This window comes from Verrucomicrobium spinosum DSM 4136 = JCM 18804 (assembly GCF_000172155.1).
Classification (GTDB): Bacteria; Verrucomicrobiota; Verrucomicrobiia; order Verrucomicrobiales; family Verrucomicrobiaceae; genus Verrucomicrobium; species Verrucomicrobium spinosum.
In genome coordinates this window covers 760,030-779,457 of sequence record NZ_ABIZ01000001.1, presented here as the reverse complement: position 1 = coordinate 779,457, position 19,428 = coordinate 760,030, and the positions used below count along the sequence as shown (strand labels likewise).

The following is a 19,428-nucleotide window of genomic DNA, read 5'->3' as shown; positions in this document are numbered from 1 at the left end:
TGGGCCAGCCGAGACTCTCGCGTCTTGAATCAGCACAGAGCTGCTACACGGGCGAACGCAGCTCCGCAGTCGGGACAGGGATCATGTGGCCGGGCAGGGTCGTCTCCTCCACTACAGAGAATCAAACGAGCGCTCTGGCACGAGTTTGCCCTCCCAGCGTTTTGGGCTGCACAATCCTGCCTCTGGAGACCGTTACGGTTCTCCACGCATTGACCCTCTTTTCATGAAACTCGCCCTCCCTGCCCTCTTCCTGGCTGTCACCTTCGCCACTGGTACTCTGCTCAGCGCCGAGCCCAGCCACCCCGCCGAACTCCCCCTGTGGCCCAATGGAGCCCCGGGATCCGAAGCCCGTCGCAGCGAGCCGGAGAAGCTGGACGGCAGCAATGTCTCCAACGTCCACAACCCCACCATCACACCTTACCTTCCTGCCAAGGACAACACGGGTCTGGCTGTGATCATCGCCCCTGGTGGGGGTCACTCCAAGCTCTGCCTCGGGCATGAGGGGTATGCCCTGGCCGAGTGGTTCCAAGACCACGGCATCGCCGCCTTCGTCCTGAAGTATCGCCTGGCCCGGGACAAAGACTCCAACGGTGCCTACACCATCCAGGACCACGCCATGGCCGACACCCGCCGTGCCCTGCGCACGGTGAGGAGCCGGGCCCAAGAGTGGGGCATCAAGGCAGACAAGATCGGCATCATCGGCTTCTCCGCCGGCGGTGAACTGGCCGCCTTCTCGGCCATGAAATCCGACGCTGGCGATGCCAGCTCGGCCGATCCCGTTGAGAAGGTCAGCAGCCGCCCGGATTTCCAGGCCCTCATCTACCCCGGCACCTCCAACCTCTTCACCGTGGAGAAAGGCATGCCCCCGCTCTTCATCGCCTGCGGTTACGGCGACCGCCCGGACATCGCCGAAGGCATGGCCAGCCTCTACCTCAAATACAAGGCCGCTGATGTGAAAGCGGAGCTGCACATCTACAGCAACGCCGGTCACGGCTTCGGCTACAAGCCCGGCACCACCACCGCCGCCGGTGCCTGGCCCTTCCGCTTCCGTGAATGGCTTACAGACAGCGGGTTTTTGAAATAGTTAGTGACGCGATCCTCTTTGTTGCGGTGCTTGCTGAAGTCCAGCCTTCGGTCAAGCACTGCGTTCCCTCCCGTCCGGGCAAATACCTTGGCCTCTTGATCGCGACTCTTGCCGCAACGTCAAAGACCAAGAAAGGAGTGCGCGCATTCCGAGTGGCCATGAATGAACCCCTTCGGTTCAGTCCGCCGCCAATCCCCGAAGGGGATTTCTAACACAGCCCAGCGGTTTGACGAGCCCTAAGCGAGTCAACCCTGGGTATCTCTTAAGAACCCTACATCCCTCCACGACGACGCCCGAAGAGCACTGCGCTCAGCCCCGCGAGCAGCAACATCGCCCGGCCCGGCTCAGGGACGACCACGGTGATGGTGCCGTCTGTGAGGAACTGGCTGACATCCCAGTAGCGTGAAAGGGCACTGAGATCTGGCAGGTCAAATTGCAGGCCGTTGTCCTCGCTGCCGTTGCGGAAGTTGGTACCGACATTAAAGGTGCCGTTCAAGAGGCCCGCCCAGTCGAGGAGGTTGAAGGTGGCACCAATGGCAAAGGTCTGGTCGTATTCATCCCCTGTGAGCGAGCTGGTGACATTCAGATTGCCGTGCAGGGTCAGCCCGCCGCTGTTGACCACATTGATCCGGTCATAGCTGCTGGTGCCCTCGATTTGCAGCACACCGCTGCCGCCGACCGCGAGGTTCAGACTGCCAACATTCAGAGTGCCAGTCGCTGCGCCGCCGTTGTCGCCCGGACGAATAAAGCCTGAGGTAACGGTCACAGATCCCGCTGCGAGACCAGTCCCAGCCACCGCTGCGTTGACACCGTTCACCGTCAGCGCGCTGCCTGCCGCAGTCGAACCCACACCCCCGTGACCAATTTGCAGCGTGCCTTGATTGATCGTGGTGGTGCCCGTGTAGGTGTTCACACCCGAGAAGACCTGGGTGCCTGCACCGGTCTTCACGACGGAGAGGAGACCGCCGCCAGTGCCATTCTGCAGCACCCCACTGAAGTTGGTCGAGGTTCCATCGCTGCCCAGAGTGAGTGTCGCCGCGGTCGCGGTGGTATCTTCCACCGTGCCTGACCCGGAGAGCGAACCCAGGGTGACGCCATTGCCAGCGAGGCGCAGGGTGGCTCCCGAGTTGACAGTCGTCGCCGAGTTCACGCCGAAGGCACTGGCATTGCCAGCGATCAACGCACCTTTATCCACCACCGTCGCACCTGTGTAGGTGTTAGCACCTGTCAGAGTGAGCGTGCCGTTGCCGGTCTTCGTGATGCCCCCGGAAGTATTGGCAACCGTGGAAACAGTTCCGAGAACGGCGCCTGTCCCGCCCCCGCCCGTCAAAGTCACCGTAGGCGCGCTGGTGTAACCAGTGCCTGCGCTCGTGATCGTGATGGTGGCAATCTTGAAGGTTCCGTTGCCAGAGCCGTCATCCTCCATGTTGGCAACTGCCGTGGCGCCGCTGCCCGCGCCAGTGATGACGATGAGCGGAGGCCCCACGTAACCGCTGCCCCCGTTGGTGACTTCAATCGTGGAGACACCGTTCCCCGTGGGAGCCGCCAAAGCTTGCCCGACGGTGGTGTTGATGTTGTTGGTGTCGATCGTCACTCCTCCTGCATAGACATTTGCTTGAGTGTGGCCGGTCATGAAGCTGCCTGCAGCACCAGCACTCGTACCCGTAGCGACCCGGAGGGTGCCGCCGTTAAAGTTCACAACGCTGGTACCATTTCCCTTGGTGATCTGCCGCGTGATATACAGACCCCCGTTCAGGTTCAGGATGCCGACATCTCCAGCAGCCTGCCCTAGGGTGGTGGTGCCGTTGATCGTCACCACAGCCGCTCCAGCGACGGTTTGCTCACCACGAACCCCGCCAGAACTGCCCGTGGTGTTGTTGAAGCCAATCCGATTGGAGACAGTGGTAAAGGTCCCGCCGGTCAGATAGCCCACGCCTGTGGAATTGACGAAGCCCCCTGAGGCGTTGGCCCCCACTTCCAGGCCATTGTTGTAGGCGATGTTGATGGACCCGCCAGACTGGTAGAACACCCCGTTGGAATAGGAGCCGCCGCCACCCATGCGGAACCGGACAGTGTCCGCTCCAGTATCCGAAAACGTGCCCCCGCTCATGCCAAAGAAGCCATAAGAGGAGGTGGTCGAGTTGCCGCCCAACCCCAGGTTGATGTTGCCGTTGATCACCACATCACCACCCGTCTGATAGACCGCACCATTGGCCCCGGCGCCATTGCCGATGGCCAGGGCCATGTTGGTCCCCGAAAGACTCGCTCCCGTCTGGATGTTGAGCAGGCCACGGCCATTCGCCGCGGAAGCCACAGAGATGGCCCCCAGATAACTGCCGGACAGATTGACCCGGCCGCCATTGACCGTCAGGCCGCCCGTGTTGGTGTTGGCTCCAGACAGGGTCAGCGTCCCTGCGCCCGTCTTCGTCACACTACCGGAACCACTAAGGGCGCCCGAGATCACGGTGTTTCCTGAACCGGTCGCCGTCAGCGTGAAGGCACTATTGAAGATCACCGGCCCGCCGATGGAAAGCGTATTGCCGCTGTTGTTGGTCCAGGTCTGGGCCGTCGCCAGATTGAGTCCGGAGTTCAGGGTCACCGCACCGGCACCGGCCATCACATTGATGCCACCTGCCGCCGAGATCGTGAGGGTGCTCCCGTCGTCGTTCAAGGTGATGCCATTGGTGTCGCTCACAGTGAGCGAGGCGATGGACATGTTGGCTCCCAGGACCATGTCTGACTGATTGCTGGCACCAGTGGCGGAGAAGGTGATGGCCGCCCCGGAGCCGGGGACCAGTGCCGTCGCTCCGGTCCCATTGGAGTTTGTCACCCAGTTGCTGGAGGCACCGTCAGACAGGGCCCAGACGTTGTTTCCAATGCCCAGCCCCCCCTTCCAGTAGGCGGCGGTGAGGGCAGTGGTGCTGGCGACATTGACACTTATCGTGGTGTCCGTTGCCTGGAAGGTGCTGACGGTGGCATTGGTGAGGTTGTAGTAGGCAGCCGAGTACGTGGCACCTCCGGACGTCAATCCGCCACCGGTGTTCACCAGATTGTGTTTGCCGGCAGCGACTGTAACGCCGGGCGTGAAGTACACCGCCACCTTGACCGCTCCGCTGGCCGCTGCCGTTGCGGAACTGGAGATGACATTCTGTGAAAGCGTGTTGGTGAGGCTGGTGCCGATGGTGCTGCCTCCTTGCAGAGTCAGGACTCCGGTCCCGAGATTTAGAGCACCACTGGCAGTCGGGCGATACAGAAAGCTCGCTCCATTGGCGATGGCGAGTGAGTTGTCAGTGCCCAAGGCTCCAGAGTTGGTGGCAATGAGGATGCCACTGTTGACGGTGGTGCCACCCGTATAGGTGTTGACGCCGGAAAGGATCACGGTGCCGGTGGTGCTCTTCGCCAGACCGGCAGTCCCGCCCAGCTTGCCGCTCACGGTTCCAGAGCGCAGGTCAAAGGCCGTGGTGCTGGTGAGCGTGCCCGAGCCGGATATCGTGCCTGAATCCAGACGCACGCCAGCCAGGGTCTGGTCAAAGGCTTGAAGGTTGAAGGTACCCCCTGCCACCACCAGGCTGCTGGCCGTGTTGATCTGGGCTGACTGCATCAATTTCACCGAACCACCGTTCACCGTCACGTTTCCGGCAATCGACTGGGTGCCAGTGGCATTCAGCTGCAATTCGCCAGCATTCACGATGGTCATTCCCGTATAGGTGTTGGCCCCTTCAAACACCAGGGTGCCAGTGCCGGTCTTGGTGAGGCCACCCGCTCCAGAGAGAATGGCGGTGCTTTGAATCGTGGCGGTCTGGGTGCCGCTGACTCTCCACGTGTGCGTGCCCGAGACGTTGCCGCTGTTGTTCAGCACGATGTTGAGCCCGCCAGTGAGGCCATTCACGGCCGTCTTGCCATTGACAGTCTGGTTCGCACCCGCAACATTGCCGATCGTGCCATCCACCCAGTTAAAGTTGATGGTGGCGGTGTCAGCACCTGCCCCGGCACCCGTGGCACCGCGCTCGATGGTGGTCGCATAAAGCGCTCCACTGTAGAGATTGAAGGTGCTGGTGATGGTCTGGGCCGTGTTGGTGGCCAGTTTGTTGGCCAGTGTCAGCGTGGTGGTGGTGATGGCGCCACCGTACAGGCTGAGGGAGCCGATGGCATTGCCGGAGGAGTTGGCTCCGGTGACTGCGTTCTGCTGACCGACGACGATCGAGGTCGCATTCATCGTCCCTTGCCCCATGGCGAAGCTCGCCGTGGTGGCGGTGCCCGCCGTACCATTGCGGGTGTTTTGAGCGATCATGAGCGTGCTAACCATCGCGTCCAGCGTGCTGGCTCCCGTCACTCCCGTCACCAGGTCCACGGTGGAGGTGTTGCCCACCACCCCGGAGTCATGAATGCCAAGAGTGATCGCCGCCCGGTCCGTATCTGTACCGCCGGTGCCCCGGATCTTCAAAGTCGGGTTCAGCAACGAAGATTGAAAATCCAGCACAGAAGTCGCCTTGCCCACGCCTACCTCGATGGTGCTGGCATTGATGACCGTATTCTGCCCCATGTGCACCGTACCGGTATTGGGTGAGCTCTGTCCCGATGACACCGGGCTGACGGAGAACTTCGCCGCTGTGATAGTGGTGTTGGCCGCCATGTTCAGCGTGCCTGCAGAGCTTACGGCAAGTCCGATGTCCGCCCTGCCCCCGACGCTGAAAGTGCCGCTCGTATTCACATAGTTGAAGGTCCCTAACCCCGTCATGTTGACGGTCGTGGGATTGGCCCCCGTCGAACCCACACCGCCCCCGCCGATGTGCAGGTTGCCGGCAATCACGGACAGTGTGCCGCTGGCTCCCGTAATGGTGTAGTTGTTCGTGCCTGCGATTCCAAAGGTCATCCCACCCAAGCTCTGGTTGGTAGAGCCAACATCCAGCGTGCCGCTGCTGCCGGTGAAGTTGACCACACCGCCCCTGTAGAGCCGGTCGTTCCCGCCGCTCAAGGCGAGCGTGCCCGCGACAATGTTGGTGCCTCCCGTGTAGGTGTTGGCAGCCGTGAGTTCCAGCGTACCCGTGCCCAGCTTCACCAGCCCGAGGACGTTGGGGCCGTTGTCCGTGTTGGTCAGCGCCAGGTTATACACAAAGTTGCCGGCGGCGTTGGTGGTGTCGAGCCCAATGAAAGAACCACTTTGAAATCCGCCGGTGGTCGTGCCCAGGGAACTCAGCAGATCAATGTCCTGCACCGTGAATTCTCCCGAACCACCCACATTGAAGGCGGCGGTTGCCCCGGAGGACACCACCAAGTTGGGGCTCGTCCACTGGGTCGTGTCTCCATTGTAAAGACCAGCTCGTGTGCCGAAACGAATGGTGCCAGCGGCGACTTCGGTGACGCCTGCATAAGTGTTGGTTCCCTGAAACACCAGGGTGCCGGTGCCGGTCTTGCGCAGGCTGCCCGCACCCGAAAGGGTCACCGTGTTTTCCAGCGTCGAGGTCTGGGTGCCGCCAACGTTCCAGATATGTGTCCCCGACAAATTCCCAGCATTGTTCAGCACGATGTTCAAGCCGCCAGTCAGCCCGTTGACTGCTGTCTTGCCATTTACCGTCTGGTTGACACCGTTGATGTTGCTGATGGTGCCATCCACCCAGTTGAAGTTGATCGTGGCGGTGTCGGCTCCAGCTCCGGTCCCGGACGCACCGCGCTGGATCGTTGTCGCGTTGAGGGTGCCGCTGTAGAGATTGAGATTGCTGGTGATGGTCTGCACCGCTGCTCCGCTCAGCTTGTCTGCGAGCGTCAGCGTGCTCGCGATGACGGTGCCACCGCTGATGTTGAAGGTGCCTGTGGCAGCTCCTGAAAAAGTGTTGCCCCCTGTGAGAGCCCCCTGCTGGCCCACGATGATGGTTGTGGCATCCAGCGTGCCCAGCCCCATGCTGAACGTCCCGGTCGCGGCCCGTCCCAAGGTGGTGCTGTTGCGATTGTTCTGGCCGATGCGCAGAGTACTGACCTTCGCATCCAGACTGCTGGTGAGGGTTCCGCCGTTGGTGAGATCAAAGGTCGCCACGGTGGCGGTGAGTCCGCTGTCATTGGAGCCCACCGTGATCTGGGCGCGATCTGCATCCGTCCCCAGTGTGCCGCGGATTTTCAGCGAGGGAGTGGTCAGATTCTGGAAATCAACCGTTGCAGTGGTCTTGGAGGTGCCCACCACGATCGCGTTGGCGTTGATCGTGTTGGTCTGGCCCAGATGCACAGTGCCGCTGTTCAGGGAATCAACGCCTGTGGTGTAGTGGCCGACATTGAAGCTGGCTGCGGTGATCGTGCTCACAGCCGCCAGTGTCACGGTGGCGTTGCCGGTGATGGCGGCGCTGCCGATGTTCGTGGTGCCTCCGACGTTGAAGATGCCAGCCGCCCGGTTGAAGGTGAAGCTGCCCAAGCCGCTCATGTTCACATGGGTGACCACGGACTGGAGGGCTGCCCCGCCACCCAACACCTCAAAATTGCCGCCCGTCACCACGAGAGCCCCACCCGTGCCCTTGATGACATACTGGTTGTTGAGGGAACCCGCCTGGAACGTGACGCCTGCCAGGGTCTGGCTGGTCGCGCCCACGTCGAGCGTGCCGGATGGTCCATTGAAACTCACCGCGCCCGTGCTGAGCAGCCGGTTGTTTCCTCCACTCAGCGCCAGGGTCCCTTCAGAGATGGCCGTGCCCCCAGTGTAGGTATTGGCCCCGCTCAGCGTCCAGGTGCCCGCCCCGCTCTTGATGAGGGCCAGGCTCGCAGCACCTCCGTTTCCGATGACTCCTGAAACCAGGTTCGCCCCGGTGTTGATCCCACCCAGTGTCAGCGTTTCCGTGGCGGTGGTCGCCCCCGCCGAGATGTCACCTGCCACGACCAGGATGTTGCTGGAGTCGGCGGCCTCGTTCAACAGGGAAAAGATGCCTGCTGTCGTGGAGGACTGTGGAGTGAGCAGGAGCGGGGCGTTGATCGTGAAAGTCTTGCCGGTACCCGCCAACGAGGATGACACGGTAATGGACCCCCCGTCCCCCAGCGTCAGACCGTTGCCCCCCAAGTTGCCCAGTGCAAAAGTGCTCGCGCCGCCGGTGAAGAGGATGCTGTCCAGCACGGCAGCGCTGGACAGGGTGACGTCACCCGTAGCAATGCTAAACGTAGCCAGGTCGCCAGCTCCGGGCACCACTGCCGGATCCCAGTTCGCCGCCGTGTTGAAATCGCCGCCCAGCGACTGGTTCCATTGGATCAGATCCGCAGAGGCGGTACCCAAACTGGCTCCCACTCCAGCCAGAACACAGGCGGCCTTTCTCAGGAACGAAGGCGTGGGGAGGATGGCTTTGAGGCGACGGGAGGCCGACGCGAACACGGGCTTGAACATGGGGTCTTGGGAGAAAATTGGGGGGGACGGGCGCATCAGCAAACGGTCCCACTTAATCAGTGATTGCCAAAAATCTGCCCCTATTTCACGAGATTGGCCGCTTCTCTACGTGAGCTCTGGGCATCTGAGCCCATTTTTCCCGTGCCACTCCCGTTCCCTCCGCGTAGAATGGTCCGCCCTCCCGCCGCATGCCGTCCAAAGACTCCAACACCGCCCAGCACCCGCTCACGTTCCAGTGGGACGAGCCGGTCCGGCAGGGGCGTCGGCTGGGCTTCTGGATCTTCACGGTGATTGTGGGCCTGATGGTGTTCTTCTATCTGTTTCAGGTGGTGTACCCGCAGACCCAGCGTTTCACCCCCGTTCCCCAGCAGGTGGTGGTGCTCAATCCCGCGGATCCTGCCGCCATGGCCCTGCTGAGCCGGGTGCAAGATCGCGACTACCTGCTCCTGCCTTCAGACTCGGACGCGTCTGCCGGTCCCTCCCTCCAGGAACACGCCCCCGTGTTCCACCCGAGTTTTGAGGGCCACCAGTTGCGTGCACTCGATCTGCCGTACAAGGCCTTCACGGTGCCTCCCGCCCGCCTCCTGAACGTGGACAAGACCGTACTGCCGCCGCTGGACCTGAGCGAGATGAAGGCACCTCCCGCGGCCCAGAAGGACAAAACAGCCTCCGCCCTGCCTGCCGGGGGCAAGGGCAAACTGGCGGTCCGCTTCCTGGGAGACCTTGCCAATCGCCCGCTCGTGAAGCAGCCTGATCTCTCCCTCCTTTCGCTGGAGTATCCCGCGTCCTGTCGGTACCAACTTGGCGTGGATGCTGGGGGCCGGGTCGAGTTCATCGTTCCCGTGAGCACCTCGGGGAAGCCGGAGATCTCCCCCCAGGCCAACGCCGAGGTGCTGGACCAATTGCAAGTGCTACAGTTCCAACCTCTTGCAGCCAACACACCCACTACAGGAAAGCCCGCTTCCTCCACTCCGACCTGGGGAACGGCCGAACTGCATTGGGCTGACCCCGCCACGCCATGATCCACGTCTCCCTCACCACCCTGCTCCTCCTTGGCATGGCCGTGGGCATCGCCTTTCTGGGCGTGATCTGGCTCATCGCCGTGTGGATGGAGCGTCGGGATGAAAGTCGTGCGCGGGAGGACCTCGTGCTCTGCCGCATCTGTGGTCACATTTACGAGAATGCCGAGAAGAAGCCCATTACGGCGTGTCCGCAGTGCGGCTCACTGAACGAAGCACGACGACCGAAGCCGATCTGACCTCTCAAGAGGCGCACTCACCGGCGAGCCGGGCCTTACACGGGCGCTTGAGCGACAGCAGCCAACGGTTTCAGAAGGGCCACGGCTGCCTTCATCTGGCCGAATCCCAAGCCCAGGCCGAGCAGGCTTATCAATACGAGGACAGCAGCCGCGAGCGGAGCGCCTTTGCCCGCAGGGGCGTTTGCATTCTGGTCGTCTTCCAACAAGAAAGAATCGGGATGGCTCGTGATGCCGTCGTCCTCGCCCTCGTCCTCAAAAGACATGGATGAGGGAGATGCTGGAGAAACTCCAGCCAAGGCAGAGGACCCCATGGCCGCTGCCCCGGGGGCGAACTGACCGGAAACCAGCGGTGGGGGGTTCAGAGCCTGAATCAAGGCGGCCACATCCGCCGTCAATGGCGGCGGCGCTGGCATCTCAAGCTCGGGTGCCGGCGGAAAATCCGAGAGGAAGGAAGCAATTGCGGGGGCAAGATCGGCTTCCAGCGCGACCTCTCCCATGCTCGCTGGCGAGGGAGCGAAGGAGGTCACCTCCGGTGCTGAAGCCGCAGCCAGGGAGACATCTTGCAGACCGAACCACACGGTCTCACCCAAGTCATCCGTGGAGCGTGAGCCGCTGTCGCCACCTTCCCAGATGAGAGGGGAATGGGACACGGCCGCGGGGGCTGACTCAACCGCAGATTCCTGAACGGAATTTGCGTTCGAAGGGAGGGCAGCAGGTTCAGACTCCGTCGGCAATGGGGCTGGGGTGAAAGCCACCACGGGTGGTTGCTCCACAGCGTCTGACGCCGGAGGCTCCACTACCAGCGCCTGTTCCCGCCGTTTCTTCAGCAGCTGGTACCCGGCCACTGCGGCGATGCCGAGCCCTACCACGAGGCCCCACCGGGAACGGCGGCCTATGGAGACACCAGCGATCAATGCACCCACCGCGAGCGCGGCTCCACCCAACACGACGTTGGGGGCGGATGCGGCTGAAGTTTGGGGGTCAGACGACATCAGAGGCATCATAAGGGGATCTTAAGTATCTGTCACCCCTCTTTTTCAGGTTCTGCACGAGCGTCAATCCACCAGGACAAACTCGTTCGCGTTCAGGAGCAGGCGACAAAGCTGGGACAGACCGTCTTTCCCCACTACGGGAAGGGCCAGAGCCAGTTCCCCGGCATCGGGCGGTCGTTGCAGGACGAGCTCAAAGGCCAGCCGGACTTGGTTTGCTGAAGATGCGCCCACGCACCGCTCGATGCGATGGGCCAGATGTCCCGCCTGTTGCAGCATGAACTCGTTGTTCAGCAGGGAGAGGGCCTGGAGGGCGGTGGTGGTGGTGAGCCGCGCCGGGGTCAGGTTGGCAGGATCCGGGCAATCCATGGTGGAGAGGAACCGCTGCGGCGTGGTTCGCACGATGAACCGGTAGATGCTGCGCCGCCACAACCCTGGGCGGTCGGCAGTGACATGACGGTAGATGGGGGCGTAGGCCTCCTGGTACGTGAAGTCCTGATAGCCAGGTCCGCCCATGTCGGAATTCAGGCAGCCAGAGGCCGCGAGCACCGCGTCTCGCAGAGATTCGGCATCCAGCCGACGCGGATTCATGCGCCAGAGCAGGCGGTTCGAGGCATCGACTGAGGCCCCCTGCACCGTGTCGCTCTGCTGCTGGTAGGCGCTGCTGGTGACCAGCAGGCGGTGCAGGTGCTTGAGGCTCCAGCCGCCATGTTGAAACTCCCCGGCGAGCCAGTCCAGCAACTCGGGATGCGACGGTGCGCCCCCGCCCCGGCCGAAATCGCTGGGGGTATCCACCAGACCTCTGCCAAAGTGGTGATGCCAGAGCCGGTTCACCAGCACCCGGGCGGTGAGCGGATTGGCCGGATGAACAATCCACTCCGCCAGCAGGCGACGGCGCTCGCCCTCCGGGGTCTCATCGTTGCCGAAGTCTGGCACCGCATGACCGGAGCAGGACAGCCCGCCCGGAGTGACCGGCTCCGCAGGGGACTCGGTGTTTCCTCGCACCAGGACCTGCACCGGTGCCGCGGTCCTGGCCACCGGACCGTAGAGCTTGCCGCCCGCAGGCAGGGGCCGCTCACCCCGCTGCGTGCCGGCAAAGACGGCCCAGAGCCGGTAGTAGTCCGACTGGGGGATGGGGTCGAGCTTGTGGTTGTGGCAGCGGGCACAGTTGATCGTGAGGCCCATGGTGGCGGTGATCACCTGCGTGACCATGTCGTCCAGGTCATCGGCACGGGCAGCCCTCTTGAGCACCGGGCTGGGCGTCTCGTCATGGCCGACCTTGTCCCAGGGACCGGCAGCGAGGAACCCCGTGGCAATCACCGCGTCCCGGTCTGCAGGAGCCAACACATCCCCCGCGATCTGCTGCCTGACGAACTGGTCGTAGGGGAGATCACGGTTGAAGGCCTGGATCACATAATCCCGATAGGGCCAGGCATGCTCGCGCTTCTGATCCCGCTCGAAGCCGTGGGTATCGGCATAGTGCGCAATGTCCAGCCAGTGTCGCGCCCAGCGCTCCCCATACCGGGGTGAGGCCAGATAGCGATCCACCAGCTTCTCATAGGCATGCGGACTGGCGTCTGATTCAAACATGAGCACGTCTTCCGGGGAAGGCGGCAGTCCCAGCAAGTCAAAGCTCAGGCGACGGATCAATGTGCGCCGGTCCGCAGGCGGGGAAAAGTCCAGACCCTGCTCATGCAATCGCACGCGGAGGAAGGCATCCACGGGGTGCGCGTCTCTGGCGGGAGGCACTGCCACCGCCTTTACAGGCTGCAACGACCACCAGTCGCGCCCGTCTTGGACCTTCTCCTTCAACAAGTGATCCTCCGGCCAGGGAGCTCCTTCCTCAACCCAGCGGCGCAGGGTTCCCACCTCCGCCTCAGAAAGGCGGGCTCCGTTCTTCGGCATCTCCGCCTCCGGGCCGCTCACCATGGCCAGCAAGCGGCTGCGATCCGGCTGGCCGGGTTCGATGACCTTACGCCAGCCCTCCACGCCCAGCGCATGGGTGCGCCGCTGGAGGGAGACCTTGTCCTTCTGCACATTGGGCCCATGGCACTCCGTGCAGTGAGCAGTGAGGATGGGGGCCACCTCTTTTGCGAAGTCCACCGGAGCCTCTGCCTTCATCTGGCCTGTCGAGGCCCCGAGAAGCAGCACCCCCCAACGGAGTTTGGTTTTTGAGATTCGAAGTTTCATCCGCCGTTCCCAGTTGCCCGTTACGCAATGATCCGCTCCATCACCTCCCCGTGCACATCTGTGAGGCGGCGGGAGATTCCATTGTGGTAGTAGCTCAGTTTCTCATGCGGGATGCCCAGCAGATGCAGCGCCGTGGCATGAAGGTCATAGGAGTAGGCGGGGGATACCTCCGCCTTCCAGCCCATGGCATCACTTGCCCCGTGGCTGACGCCGCCTTTCACGCCCCCTCCCGCGAGCCAGGCGGTAAAGGCGCCCGGATTGTGGTCCCGGCCCCGGTTGTTTCCTTGAGCAAAGGGCTGGCGGCCAAACTCCGTGGTGCAGATGACCAGGGTGCTCTCCAGCAGGCCGCGGGACTTCAGGTCCAGCAGCAGGGCGCTGGCTCCGGAGTCCAGCACTGCGCCCCAGTAGCCGTGGTCCCGCACGATGTCTTCATGCGAGTCCCAGTTGGGCCGGATCTTTTTGGCCGTGGTGTTCTCTGCTCCGCAGTAGATCTGGACGAAGCGCACCCCTCGTTCCACAAGACGACGGGCCAGCAGGCACTGCCTGCCAAAGGGGCCCGCGTCTGGATCTTCCAGTTGATACAGCCGGCGGGTGGCCGCGGTCTCGCCGCGAAGCTCGGTCACCTCTGGCGCACTCAACTGCAACCGGGCCGCGAGCTCGTAGGCGGAAATGCGGGCCTCCAGCTCTGAATTGCCCGCCCGCCGCGCCAGATGGCTTTGGTTCAAAGACTGGAGAAAATCCCGCCCCTCTCCTGCCACAGGAGCGGCCTGGGTTGCAGGAAACAGATCGGCGATCGGGTCCCTCCCCGCCGCTGTCTCCAGCACCGTGCCCTGATGGACCGCGGGCAGGAAGCCCGCGCCCCAGTTGATCACGCCTCCCGGCGGCAGTCCGCGGGGGTCCGGCAGCACGACAAAGGCCGGCAGGTTCTCGTTCTCGCTGCCCAGGCCATAGGTCACCCAGGCCCCCATGGCGGGGAAGCCCGGGAGGATGAAGCCGGAGTTCATCATGAACATGGCCGGGCCATGCAGCGCCGTCTTGCTCTGCATGGAGTGGATGAAGGCCATGTCATCCACACACTGGGAGAGTCGTGGAAACAACGAGGACATCCACCGGCCGCACTCTCCATGCTGGCGGAACTCCCAGAAGCTCTTGGTATAGTTGCCCGCCTTGCCGGAGAAGAAGTTCTTTCCATCCGCCAGGTCAAAGGGGCGGCCATGCAGGCGGGCCAGCTCCGGTTTGTAGTCCCAGGAGTCCACGTGACTCATGCCTCCAGGGCAGAAGATCTGGATGACACGCTGGGCTGGAGCCGCCTCTGGGGAGGGACGAAGAGCCAGCGGGGAAGGCCGTTTCGCAGCCTCCAGCGTCCCTGCCTTCTGCAGCAGGGAAGCCAGGGCGATGCCGCCCAGACCGCCGCCCCCCTTCCAGAGGAACTCGCGCCGGGAACCGGTGCGGAGGGATGAGTCGAGTGGTTCTTTCATCGCTCCACACGGTTGCGCTGCCCTTCCAGGTGGCTCTGGAGGTCCTCCAGGGCCATTTCAATGTGATGTCGCATGGCGCGCGCCGCCGCCGCACCGTCGCGGTTCAGCACTGCCTCCAGCACACTCTGGTGGTGGCGGAGCGCCCGCTGGACCCCTGCCTGGGTGATGGTGGCCTGGCGGGAGGCGCGCCCCAGATCGGACAGGGTCTCCAAGACGAGACAAAAGACCTCATTGGCACTCGCCCGGACCAGGGTGCGATGAAAGTTCACATCCGCCTCCACCGCCTCCGGCAGGGAAAGGCCCGGATGCAGCGCCTCATGCGCCACACGCAATTCTTGCAGTTGTGCCTGGGTGGCCCGATGAGCCGCCAGCCGCGCCACCTCAGGCTCGATGGCCAGACGGGCTTCCAGGGACTGCCGCAATCGCTCCGGCTCATCCGGCACGCGGAAGGTGATGGAGCTGTTGAGGGGCTGGTGCAACCGGTCCGCCCGGCGGATGCCGATGCCATGGCGCACCTCTACCAGCCCTTGCAGCTCAAGCCGCTTTGTGGCCTCCCGCACGACACTGCGGCTCACCCCGAGCTGCTCGGCAAGCTGGCGCTCCGCCGGGAGCCACTCTGACGCCCCCTCCCGCAACAGTTCCTGCGCCAGTTGCTGACTGACCGTTTCAACAAGGGACTGGGGCCGGGCAAGGATGGAGAGGCTCATCGGATGACGTGGTCGGGTGGTCTGACCAGTTATACGGGAGGAGGAGAGGGAAACTTCAAAAAACAAAGTTCAAAGTTCAAAGTTCAAAGTTCCAACAGGAGGGCGGCGCACGGTCGCGCTCAGGCCGACCCGCTGCGCGGGAGACACAAGACTGGAAGACAAAAGACACCAGACTTGAGTTCTGACCATCTGAGGTCGCTACGGGCGTAGTCGGTTGTCCCAACCCCGCTCACGCTCCAAACGTCTCTTGATCCCCTTCCCGCTCCGGCCACCCCACAGACCGCGGGGCCGGAGACCCCGCCTCCTTTATTCCGCGGCCATCTGCCTTGAGGCTTGTTCACGGGTACAGGAGGCGGGGGTTCCCAGCCCCGCTCACGCACCAAGCGTCCCTTGATCCTCTTCCCGCTCCGGCCACCCCACAGACCGCGGGGCCGGAGACCCCGCCTCCTGTGTTCCGCGGCCAAGTCACCTTGTAGCTTGTTCCTGGGCAAAGGAGGCGGGGGTTCCTAGCCCCGCTCACGCACCAAACGTCCCTTGATCCTCTTCCCGCTCCGCCCACCCCACAGACCGCGGGGCCGGAGACCCCGCCTCCTTTACTCTGCGGCCATCTGACCTTGAGGCTTGTTCACGGGTACAGGAGGCGGGGGTTCCCAACCCCGCTCACGCTCCAAACGTCTCTTGATCCCCTTCCCTCTCCGCAGACCGCGGGGCCGGAGACCCCGCCTCCTTTATTCCGCGGCCAAGTCACCTTGTAGCTTGTTCCTGGGCAAAGGAGGCGGGGGTTCCCAGCCCCGCTCACGCACCAAACGTCTCTTGATCCTCTTCCCTCTCCGCCCACCCAACAGACCGCGGGGCCGGAGACCCCGCCTCCTTTACTCTGCGGCCATCTGACCTTGAGGCTTGTTCACGGGTACAGGAGGCGGGGGTTCCTAGCCCCGCTCACGCACCAAGCGTCCCTTGATCCTCTTCCCTCTCCGCCCACCCAACAGACCGCGGGGCCGGAGACCCCCGCCTCCTTTACTCTGCGGCCATCTGACCTTGAGGCTTGTTCACGGGTACGGGAGGCGGGGGTTCCTAGCCCCGCTCACGCACCAAGCGTCCCTTGATCCTCTTCCCTCTCCGCCCACCCAACAGACCGCGGGGCCGGAGACCCCGCCTCCTTTACTCTACGGCCATCTGACCTTGAGGCTTGTTCACGGGTACAGGAGGCGGGGGTTCCCAGCCCCGCTCACGCACCAAGCGTCCCTTGATCCTCTTCCCGCTCCGGCCACCCAACAGACCGCGGGGCCGGAGACCCCGCCTCCTTTATTCCGCGGCCATCTGCCTTGAGGCTTGTTCTTGTATACAGGAGGCGGGGGTTCCCAGCCCCGCTCACGCACCAAACGTCTCTTGATCCTCTTCCCGCTCCGCCCACCCCACAGACCGCGGGGCCGGAGACCCCGCCTCCTGTGTTCCGCGGCCAAGTCACCTTGTAGCTTGTTCCTGGGCAAAGGAGGCGGGGGTTCCCAGCCCCGCTCACGCACCAAGCGTCCCTTGATCCCCTTCCCGCTCCGGCCACCCAACAGACCGCGGGGCCGGAGACCCCGCCTCCTTTACTCTGCGGCCATCTGACCTTGAGGCTTGTTCACGGGTACAGGAGGCGGGGGTTCCTAGCCCCGCTCACGCTCCAAACGTCCCTTGATCCCCTCCCCTCTCCGCTCTCCTTTCGCATTCTCACGAATGCAACCACGAGCTTCTTCTGCGGCGGGCGCTTATCCTCATGTCAAAGGCATCCTGAAGGGAATGACAGGGAGGTCTCCACGTATGCCGCCCTACGCCTTTGCGGTGCCCCAGCGGTGATGCAGGAAGCGTTCCCACGGGGAGAACAGCACCTTGTCTGCGAGCAACCCGATGAGCACGATCACGAGCATGACGCCGATGACCTGGTCCATGGAGTTCAACTCACGGCCGAAGTGCAGCAGGTGGCCGAGGCCGTAGCCCGTCAAAATGGTCACGTAGATCTCCGCCGCCATGAGGGAGCGCCAGGCGAAGGCCCAGCCCTGCTTCATACCGCTCACCACGTACGGCAACGAGGCGGGAAGAATGACGGAACGCAAGGTGTGAAAACCCTGGGAGCCCATCGTCCGGGCCGCACGCACATAAATGGGAGGCAGATTGCGCACGCCATTGTCCACGGCGATCAGGACGGACCACAAGGTCCCCATGACCACGACGAAGAGCATGGCGGCCTCACTCTGGCCAAACCAGAGGAGGGCGAGCGGCACCCAGCAAACGCTGGGCAGCGTCTGCAGGCCGAGCGCGAGGACGCCGACGGTGTCACTCAGCCACCGGCTGCGGGCCGTGAGCAGGCCCATGGGCAGACCGAGGAGGCACCCAATGGCGTAGCCGATGAGCAGGCGCTTGCTGGTGACCCAGGCGCTTTCCGCCAGGGAGCCATCCAGAATGGCCGCCCAGAGATAACGCCCCACCGTGAGGGGCTCAGGAAGCAACACGGGTGACCAGATCCCCGCAGCACAAATGGCCTGCCAGATGCCCACCAGCCCTGCGAAGAAGGCCACAATGATCAAAACTCGCTTCATTCTGCAACCTCCTGGGCGACGTGGTGGCTCTTGAGCGCACGCGTGATTTCTGTGGAATGCGCGGCGAGTTCCACACTGTTGATGTCCCGGGGCCGGGGCAGCTCGACCTTGAACTGCTCGCGAATGCGGCCGGGGTTGCGGCTGAAGAGCACCACCCGGTCTCCCAGGCAGACGGCTTCACGTACGTTGTGAGTCACGAAGATGATGGTCTTCTTCCGGGCGGCCCAGATGCGCTGGATGTCCGTGTAGAGCTGCTCTCGCGTCATGGCGTCCAGCGCGGCGAAGGGCTCATCCATCAGCAGCACGCGGGGATTGGGTGCCAGGGCACGGGCCAGGGCCACCCGCTGCTTCATGCCGCCGGAGAGTTCGTGAATGTTGGAATGGGCAAAGCGCTCCAGCCCCACCAGCTTCAAATAGTAGGCCGCCACATCCTGGCGCTCCTTCTCGGTCAGGCCCGGTTTGAGCCGGAGGCTGAACATCACGTTCCCCGTGACATCCAGCCACGGGAACAAGGCATGCTCCTGAAACATCACCATGCGATCCCGGCCCGGACCGTTCACCGGGTTGCCGTTGGCCAGCAGCCGACCGGTATCTGGCATTTCCAGCCCGGCGATCAGGTTCAAGAGGGTGCTCTTCCCGCAACCACTGGGGCCCACCAGGCAGACGAATTCGCCCTCCCCCACCTCAAGGCTCACATTGTCCAGCGCCTGCACCTTCCCGCTCCTGGAGGAGAAGGATTTCGACACGCCCTCAACAATGAGTTTGGCTGGCGCGATGTTCTGAAGTTCATCGGTTACACTCATCTGGAATCATCAAAGCTTCGGGAAAAGGGCGTCGAGATCGGGGATGCCCTTTAAAAAGCCCACTTTATTGGCACTGGTGACCATCCGGTCCAGGGATTCCCGGGACACCTCCTTGGTCACACGCGTACGGGCCAGCGCCTTCTCGAGCATCGAGTCTTTGGGCGCGGTCCGGGTCAGTTCAGTGAGCTCCGCTTTGATATATGCCTTGGCCTCCGCAGGGTTGGCCAGGATCCAGTCTGTGAGCTCCGCGTGTGCGGTCGCAATCTTCTTCGCCACCTCTGGCCGGTCTTGCACCAGCTCAGCGCTGGCAGCCAGCAGGGTGACGTTGGTATCAGTATCTTGAAGGAAAATCTTGCCGCCCGCCTCGTCCTCAAGCCGGGTGACCCAGGGCTCCACCGTCCAGACCGCGTCAATGCCGCCGTTCTGGAAGAGAGCAAGCTGATCGGCGTTCTGGGTGGGCAGGATGTGGGCGTCCCCTCCTGTGAGGGTGACCTTGAGCCCCTGCTCCTGCAACCAGGCCCGGAGCTGGACGTCCTGGGTGTTCCCCAACTGGGGACTGGCGATCTTCTTGCCCCGGAAGTCAGCCGCCGTCTTGATGCCTGCCGCCGGGCGGACCACGAGCGCATTGCCCCCGTCTGCCCCGCCGCCGAGCACGCGGATCTCCTTGCCGCCGGACTTCGAATAGGCGTTCAGCGCCGGGCTGGGGCCGATGTAGGTGACATCCAGCGCCCCGGCAAAAATGGCCTCCGTGGCGGAGGGCCCGGCGTTGTAGGTGAACCACTGCACCTTGAGCCCGATGCGCTCCTCATACCAGCCCTTCCCCACCCGGGAGAGGTGGTGCGCCACCAGCCCCTGCACGTGGGTGACGTTGGGGAAGTGGCCAAATCTCACCACAGAAGGGTCCGCCTTTTTCCGGCAGCCGGGGAGTCCGGCAAGCCCGAGGGCGGAGAGGGTGAGAAACTGGCGGCGATGCATGGGGCGGCGAG

General features: G+C 63.4%; 11 protein-coding genes. 3 read left to right on the top strand and 8 right to left on the bottom strand.

Annotation, left to right across the window (positions count from 1 at the left end; genetic code table 11):
- Positions 1–223 precede the first annotated feature (223 nt).
- The gene (locus VSP_RS02940; RefSeq protein ID WP_009958626.1) at positions 224–1,084 is read left to right on the top strand and encodes an alpha/beta hydrolase; all 861 of its coding nucleotides are present in this window, start codon (positions 224–226) and stop codon (positions 1,082–1,084) included.
- Positions 1,085–1,355: 271 nt separating this feature from the next.
- On the opposite strand, the gene VSP_RS02935 is transcribed toward VSP_RS02940, so the two are convergent.
- Positions 1,356–8,438: an autotransporter-associated beta strand repeat-containing protein gene (locus tag VSP_RS02935; protein ID WP_009958625.1), complete on the bottom strand. Its 7,083-nt coding sequence runs from the start codon at positions 8,436–8,438 to the stop codon at positions 1,356–1,358.
- A gap of 188 nt (positions 8,439–8,626) precedes the next feature.
- On the opposite strand from VSP_RS02935, the gene VSP_RS02930 reads away from it, so the two are divergent.
- Positions 8,627–9,460, top strand: coding sequence for a hypothetical protein (locus tag VSP_RS02930; RefSeq protein WP_009958624.1), 834 nt, complete (start codon positions 8,627–8,629; stop codon positions 9,458–9,460).
- Positions 9,457–9,696, top strand: a complete 240-nt coding sequence (locus VSP_RS02925) for a hypothetical protein (protein WP_009958623.1) — start codon at positions 9,457–9,459, stop codon at positions 9,694–9,696. Before VSP_RS02930 ends, VSP_RS02925 begins: the two co-directional genes overlap by 4 nt.
- A 35-nt stretch (positions 9,697–9,731) precedes the next feature.
- Here the strand turns inward: VSP_RS02925 and VSP_RS02920 are convergent, their stop codons facing one another.
- The 7 genes from VSP_RS02920 to VSP_RS02890 form a co-directional block, all read right to left on the bottom strand.
- Positions 9,732–10,688, bottom strand: coding sequence for a hypothetical protein (locus tag VSP_RS02920; RefSeq protein ID WP_156345325.1), 957 nt, complete (start codon positions 10,686–10,688; stop codon positions 9,732–9,734).
- 63 nt (positions 10,689–10,751) lie between these two features.
- Positions 10,752–12,875, bottom strand: a complete 2,124-nt coding sequence (locus VSP_RS02915) for a PSD1 and planctomycete cytochrome C domain-containing protein (protein ID WP_157210704.1) — start codon at positions 12,873–12,875, stop codon at positions 10,752–10,754.
- Positions 12,876–12,895: 20 nt separating this feature from the next.
- On the bottom strand, positions 12,896–14,353 hold the full coding sequence (locus VSP_RS02910) for a DUF1501 domain-containing protein (protein ID WP_009958617.1): 1,458 nt from the start codon (positions 14,351–14,353) through the stop codon (positions 12,896–12,898).
- On the bottom strand, positions 14,350–15,060 hold the full coding sequence (locus VSP_RS38835) for a FadR/GntR family transcriptional regulator (RefSeq protein ID WP_009958616.1): 711 nt from the start codon (positions 15,058–15,060) through the stop codon (positions 14,350–14,352). Before VSP_RS38835 ends, VSP_RS02910 begins: the two co-directional genes overlap by 4 nt.
- A gap of 1,811 nt (positions 15,061–16,871) precedes the next feature.
- Entirely contained in the window at positions 16,872–17,639 is a 768-nt protein-coding gene (locus tag VSP_RS02900; RefSeq protein WP_009958615.1) for an ABC transporter permease, read from the bottom strand.
- Entirely contained in the window at positions 17,636–18,442 is an 807-nt protein-coding gene (locus VSP_RS02895) for an ABC transporter ATP-binding protein (RefSeq protein ID WP_009958614.1), read from the bottom strand. The genes VSP_RS02900 and VSP_RS02895 overlap by 4 nt, the downstream gene beginning before the upstream one ends.
- Before the next feature lie 9 nt (positions 18,443–18,451).
- Entirely contained in the window at positions 18,452–19,417 is a 966-nt protein-coding gene (locus tag VSP_RS02890; protein WP_009958613.1) for an ABC transporter substrate-binding protein, read from the bottom strand.
- Positions 19,418–19,428: the final 11 nt, after the last annotated feature.

Excerpts from the sequence above, each read along its gene's own strand:
- VSP_RS02925 (WP_009958623.1), top strand. The coding sequence starts at position 9,457 with ATGATCCACGTCTCCCTCACCACCCTGCTCCTCCTTGGCATGGCCGTG.
- VSP_RS02940 (WP_009958626.1), top strand. The coding sequence starts at position 224 with ATGAAACTCGCCCTCCCTGCCCTCTTCCTGGCTGTCACCTTCGCCACT.
- VSP_RS02910 (WP_009958617.1), bottom strand. The coding sequence starts at position 14,353 with ATGAAAGAACCACTCGACTCATCCCTCCGCACCGGTTCCCGGCGCGAG.
- VSP_RS02900 (WP_009958615.1), bottom strand. The coding sequence starts at position 17,639 with ATGAAGCGAGTTTTGATCATTGTGGCCTTCTTCGCAGGGCTGGTGGGC.
- VSP_RS02935 (WP_009958625.1), bottom strand. The coding sequence starts at position 8,438 with ATGTTCAAGCCCGTGTTCGCGTCGGCCTCCCGTCGCCTCAAAGCCATC.
- VSP_RS38835 (WP_009958616.1), bottom strand. The coding sequence starts at position 15,060 with ATGAGCCTCTCCATCCTTGCCCGGCCCCAGTCCCTTGTTGAAACGGTC.
- VSP_RS02895 (WP_009958614.1), bottom strand. The coding sequence starts at position 18,442 with ATGAGTGTAACCGATGAACTTCAGAACATCGCGCCAGCCAAACTCATT.
- VSP_RS02930 (WP_009958624.1), top strand. The coding sequence starts at position 8,627 with ATGCCGTCCAAAGACTCCAACACCGCCCAGCACCCGCTCACGTTCCAG.
- VSP_RS02920 (WP_156345325.1), bottom strand. The coding sequence starts at position 10,688 with ATGTCGTCTGACCCCCAAACTTCAGCCGCATCCGCCCCCAACGTCGTG.
- VSP_RS02915 (WP_157210704.1), bottom strand. The coding sequence starts at position 12,875 with ATGAAACTTCGAATCTCAAAAACCAAACTCCGTTGGGGGGTGCTGCTT.
- VSP_RS02890 (WP_009958613.1), bottom strand. The coding sequence starts at position 19,417 with ATGCATCGCCGCCAGTTTCTCACCCTCTCCGCCCTCGGGCTTGCCGGA.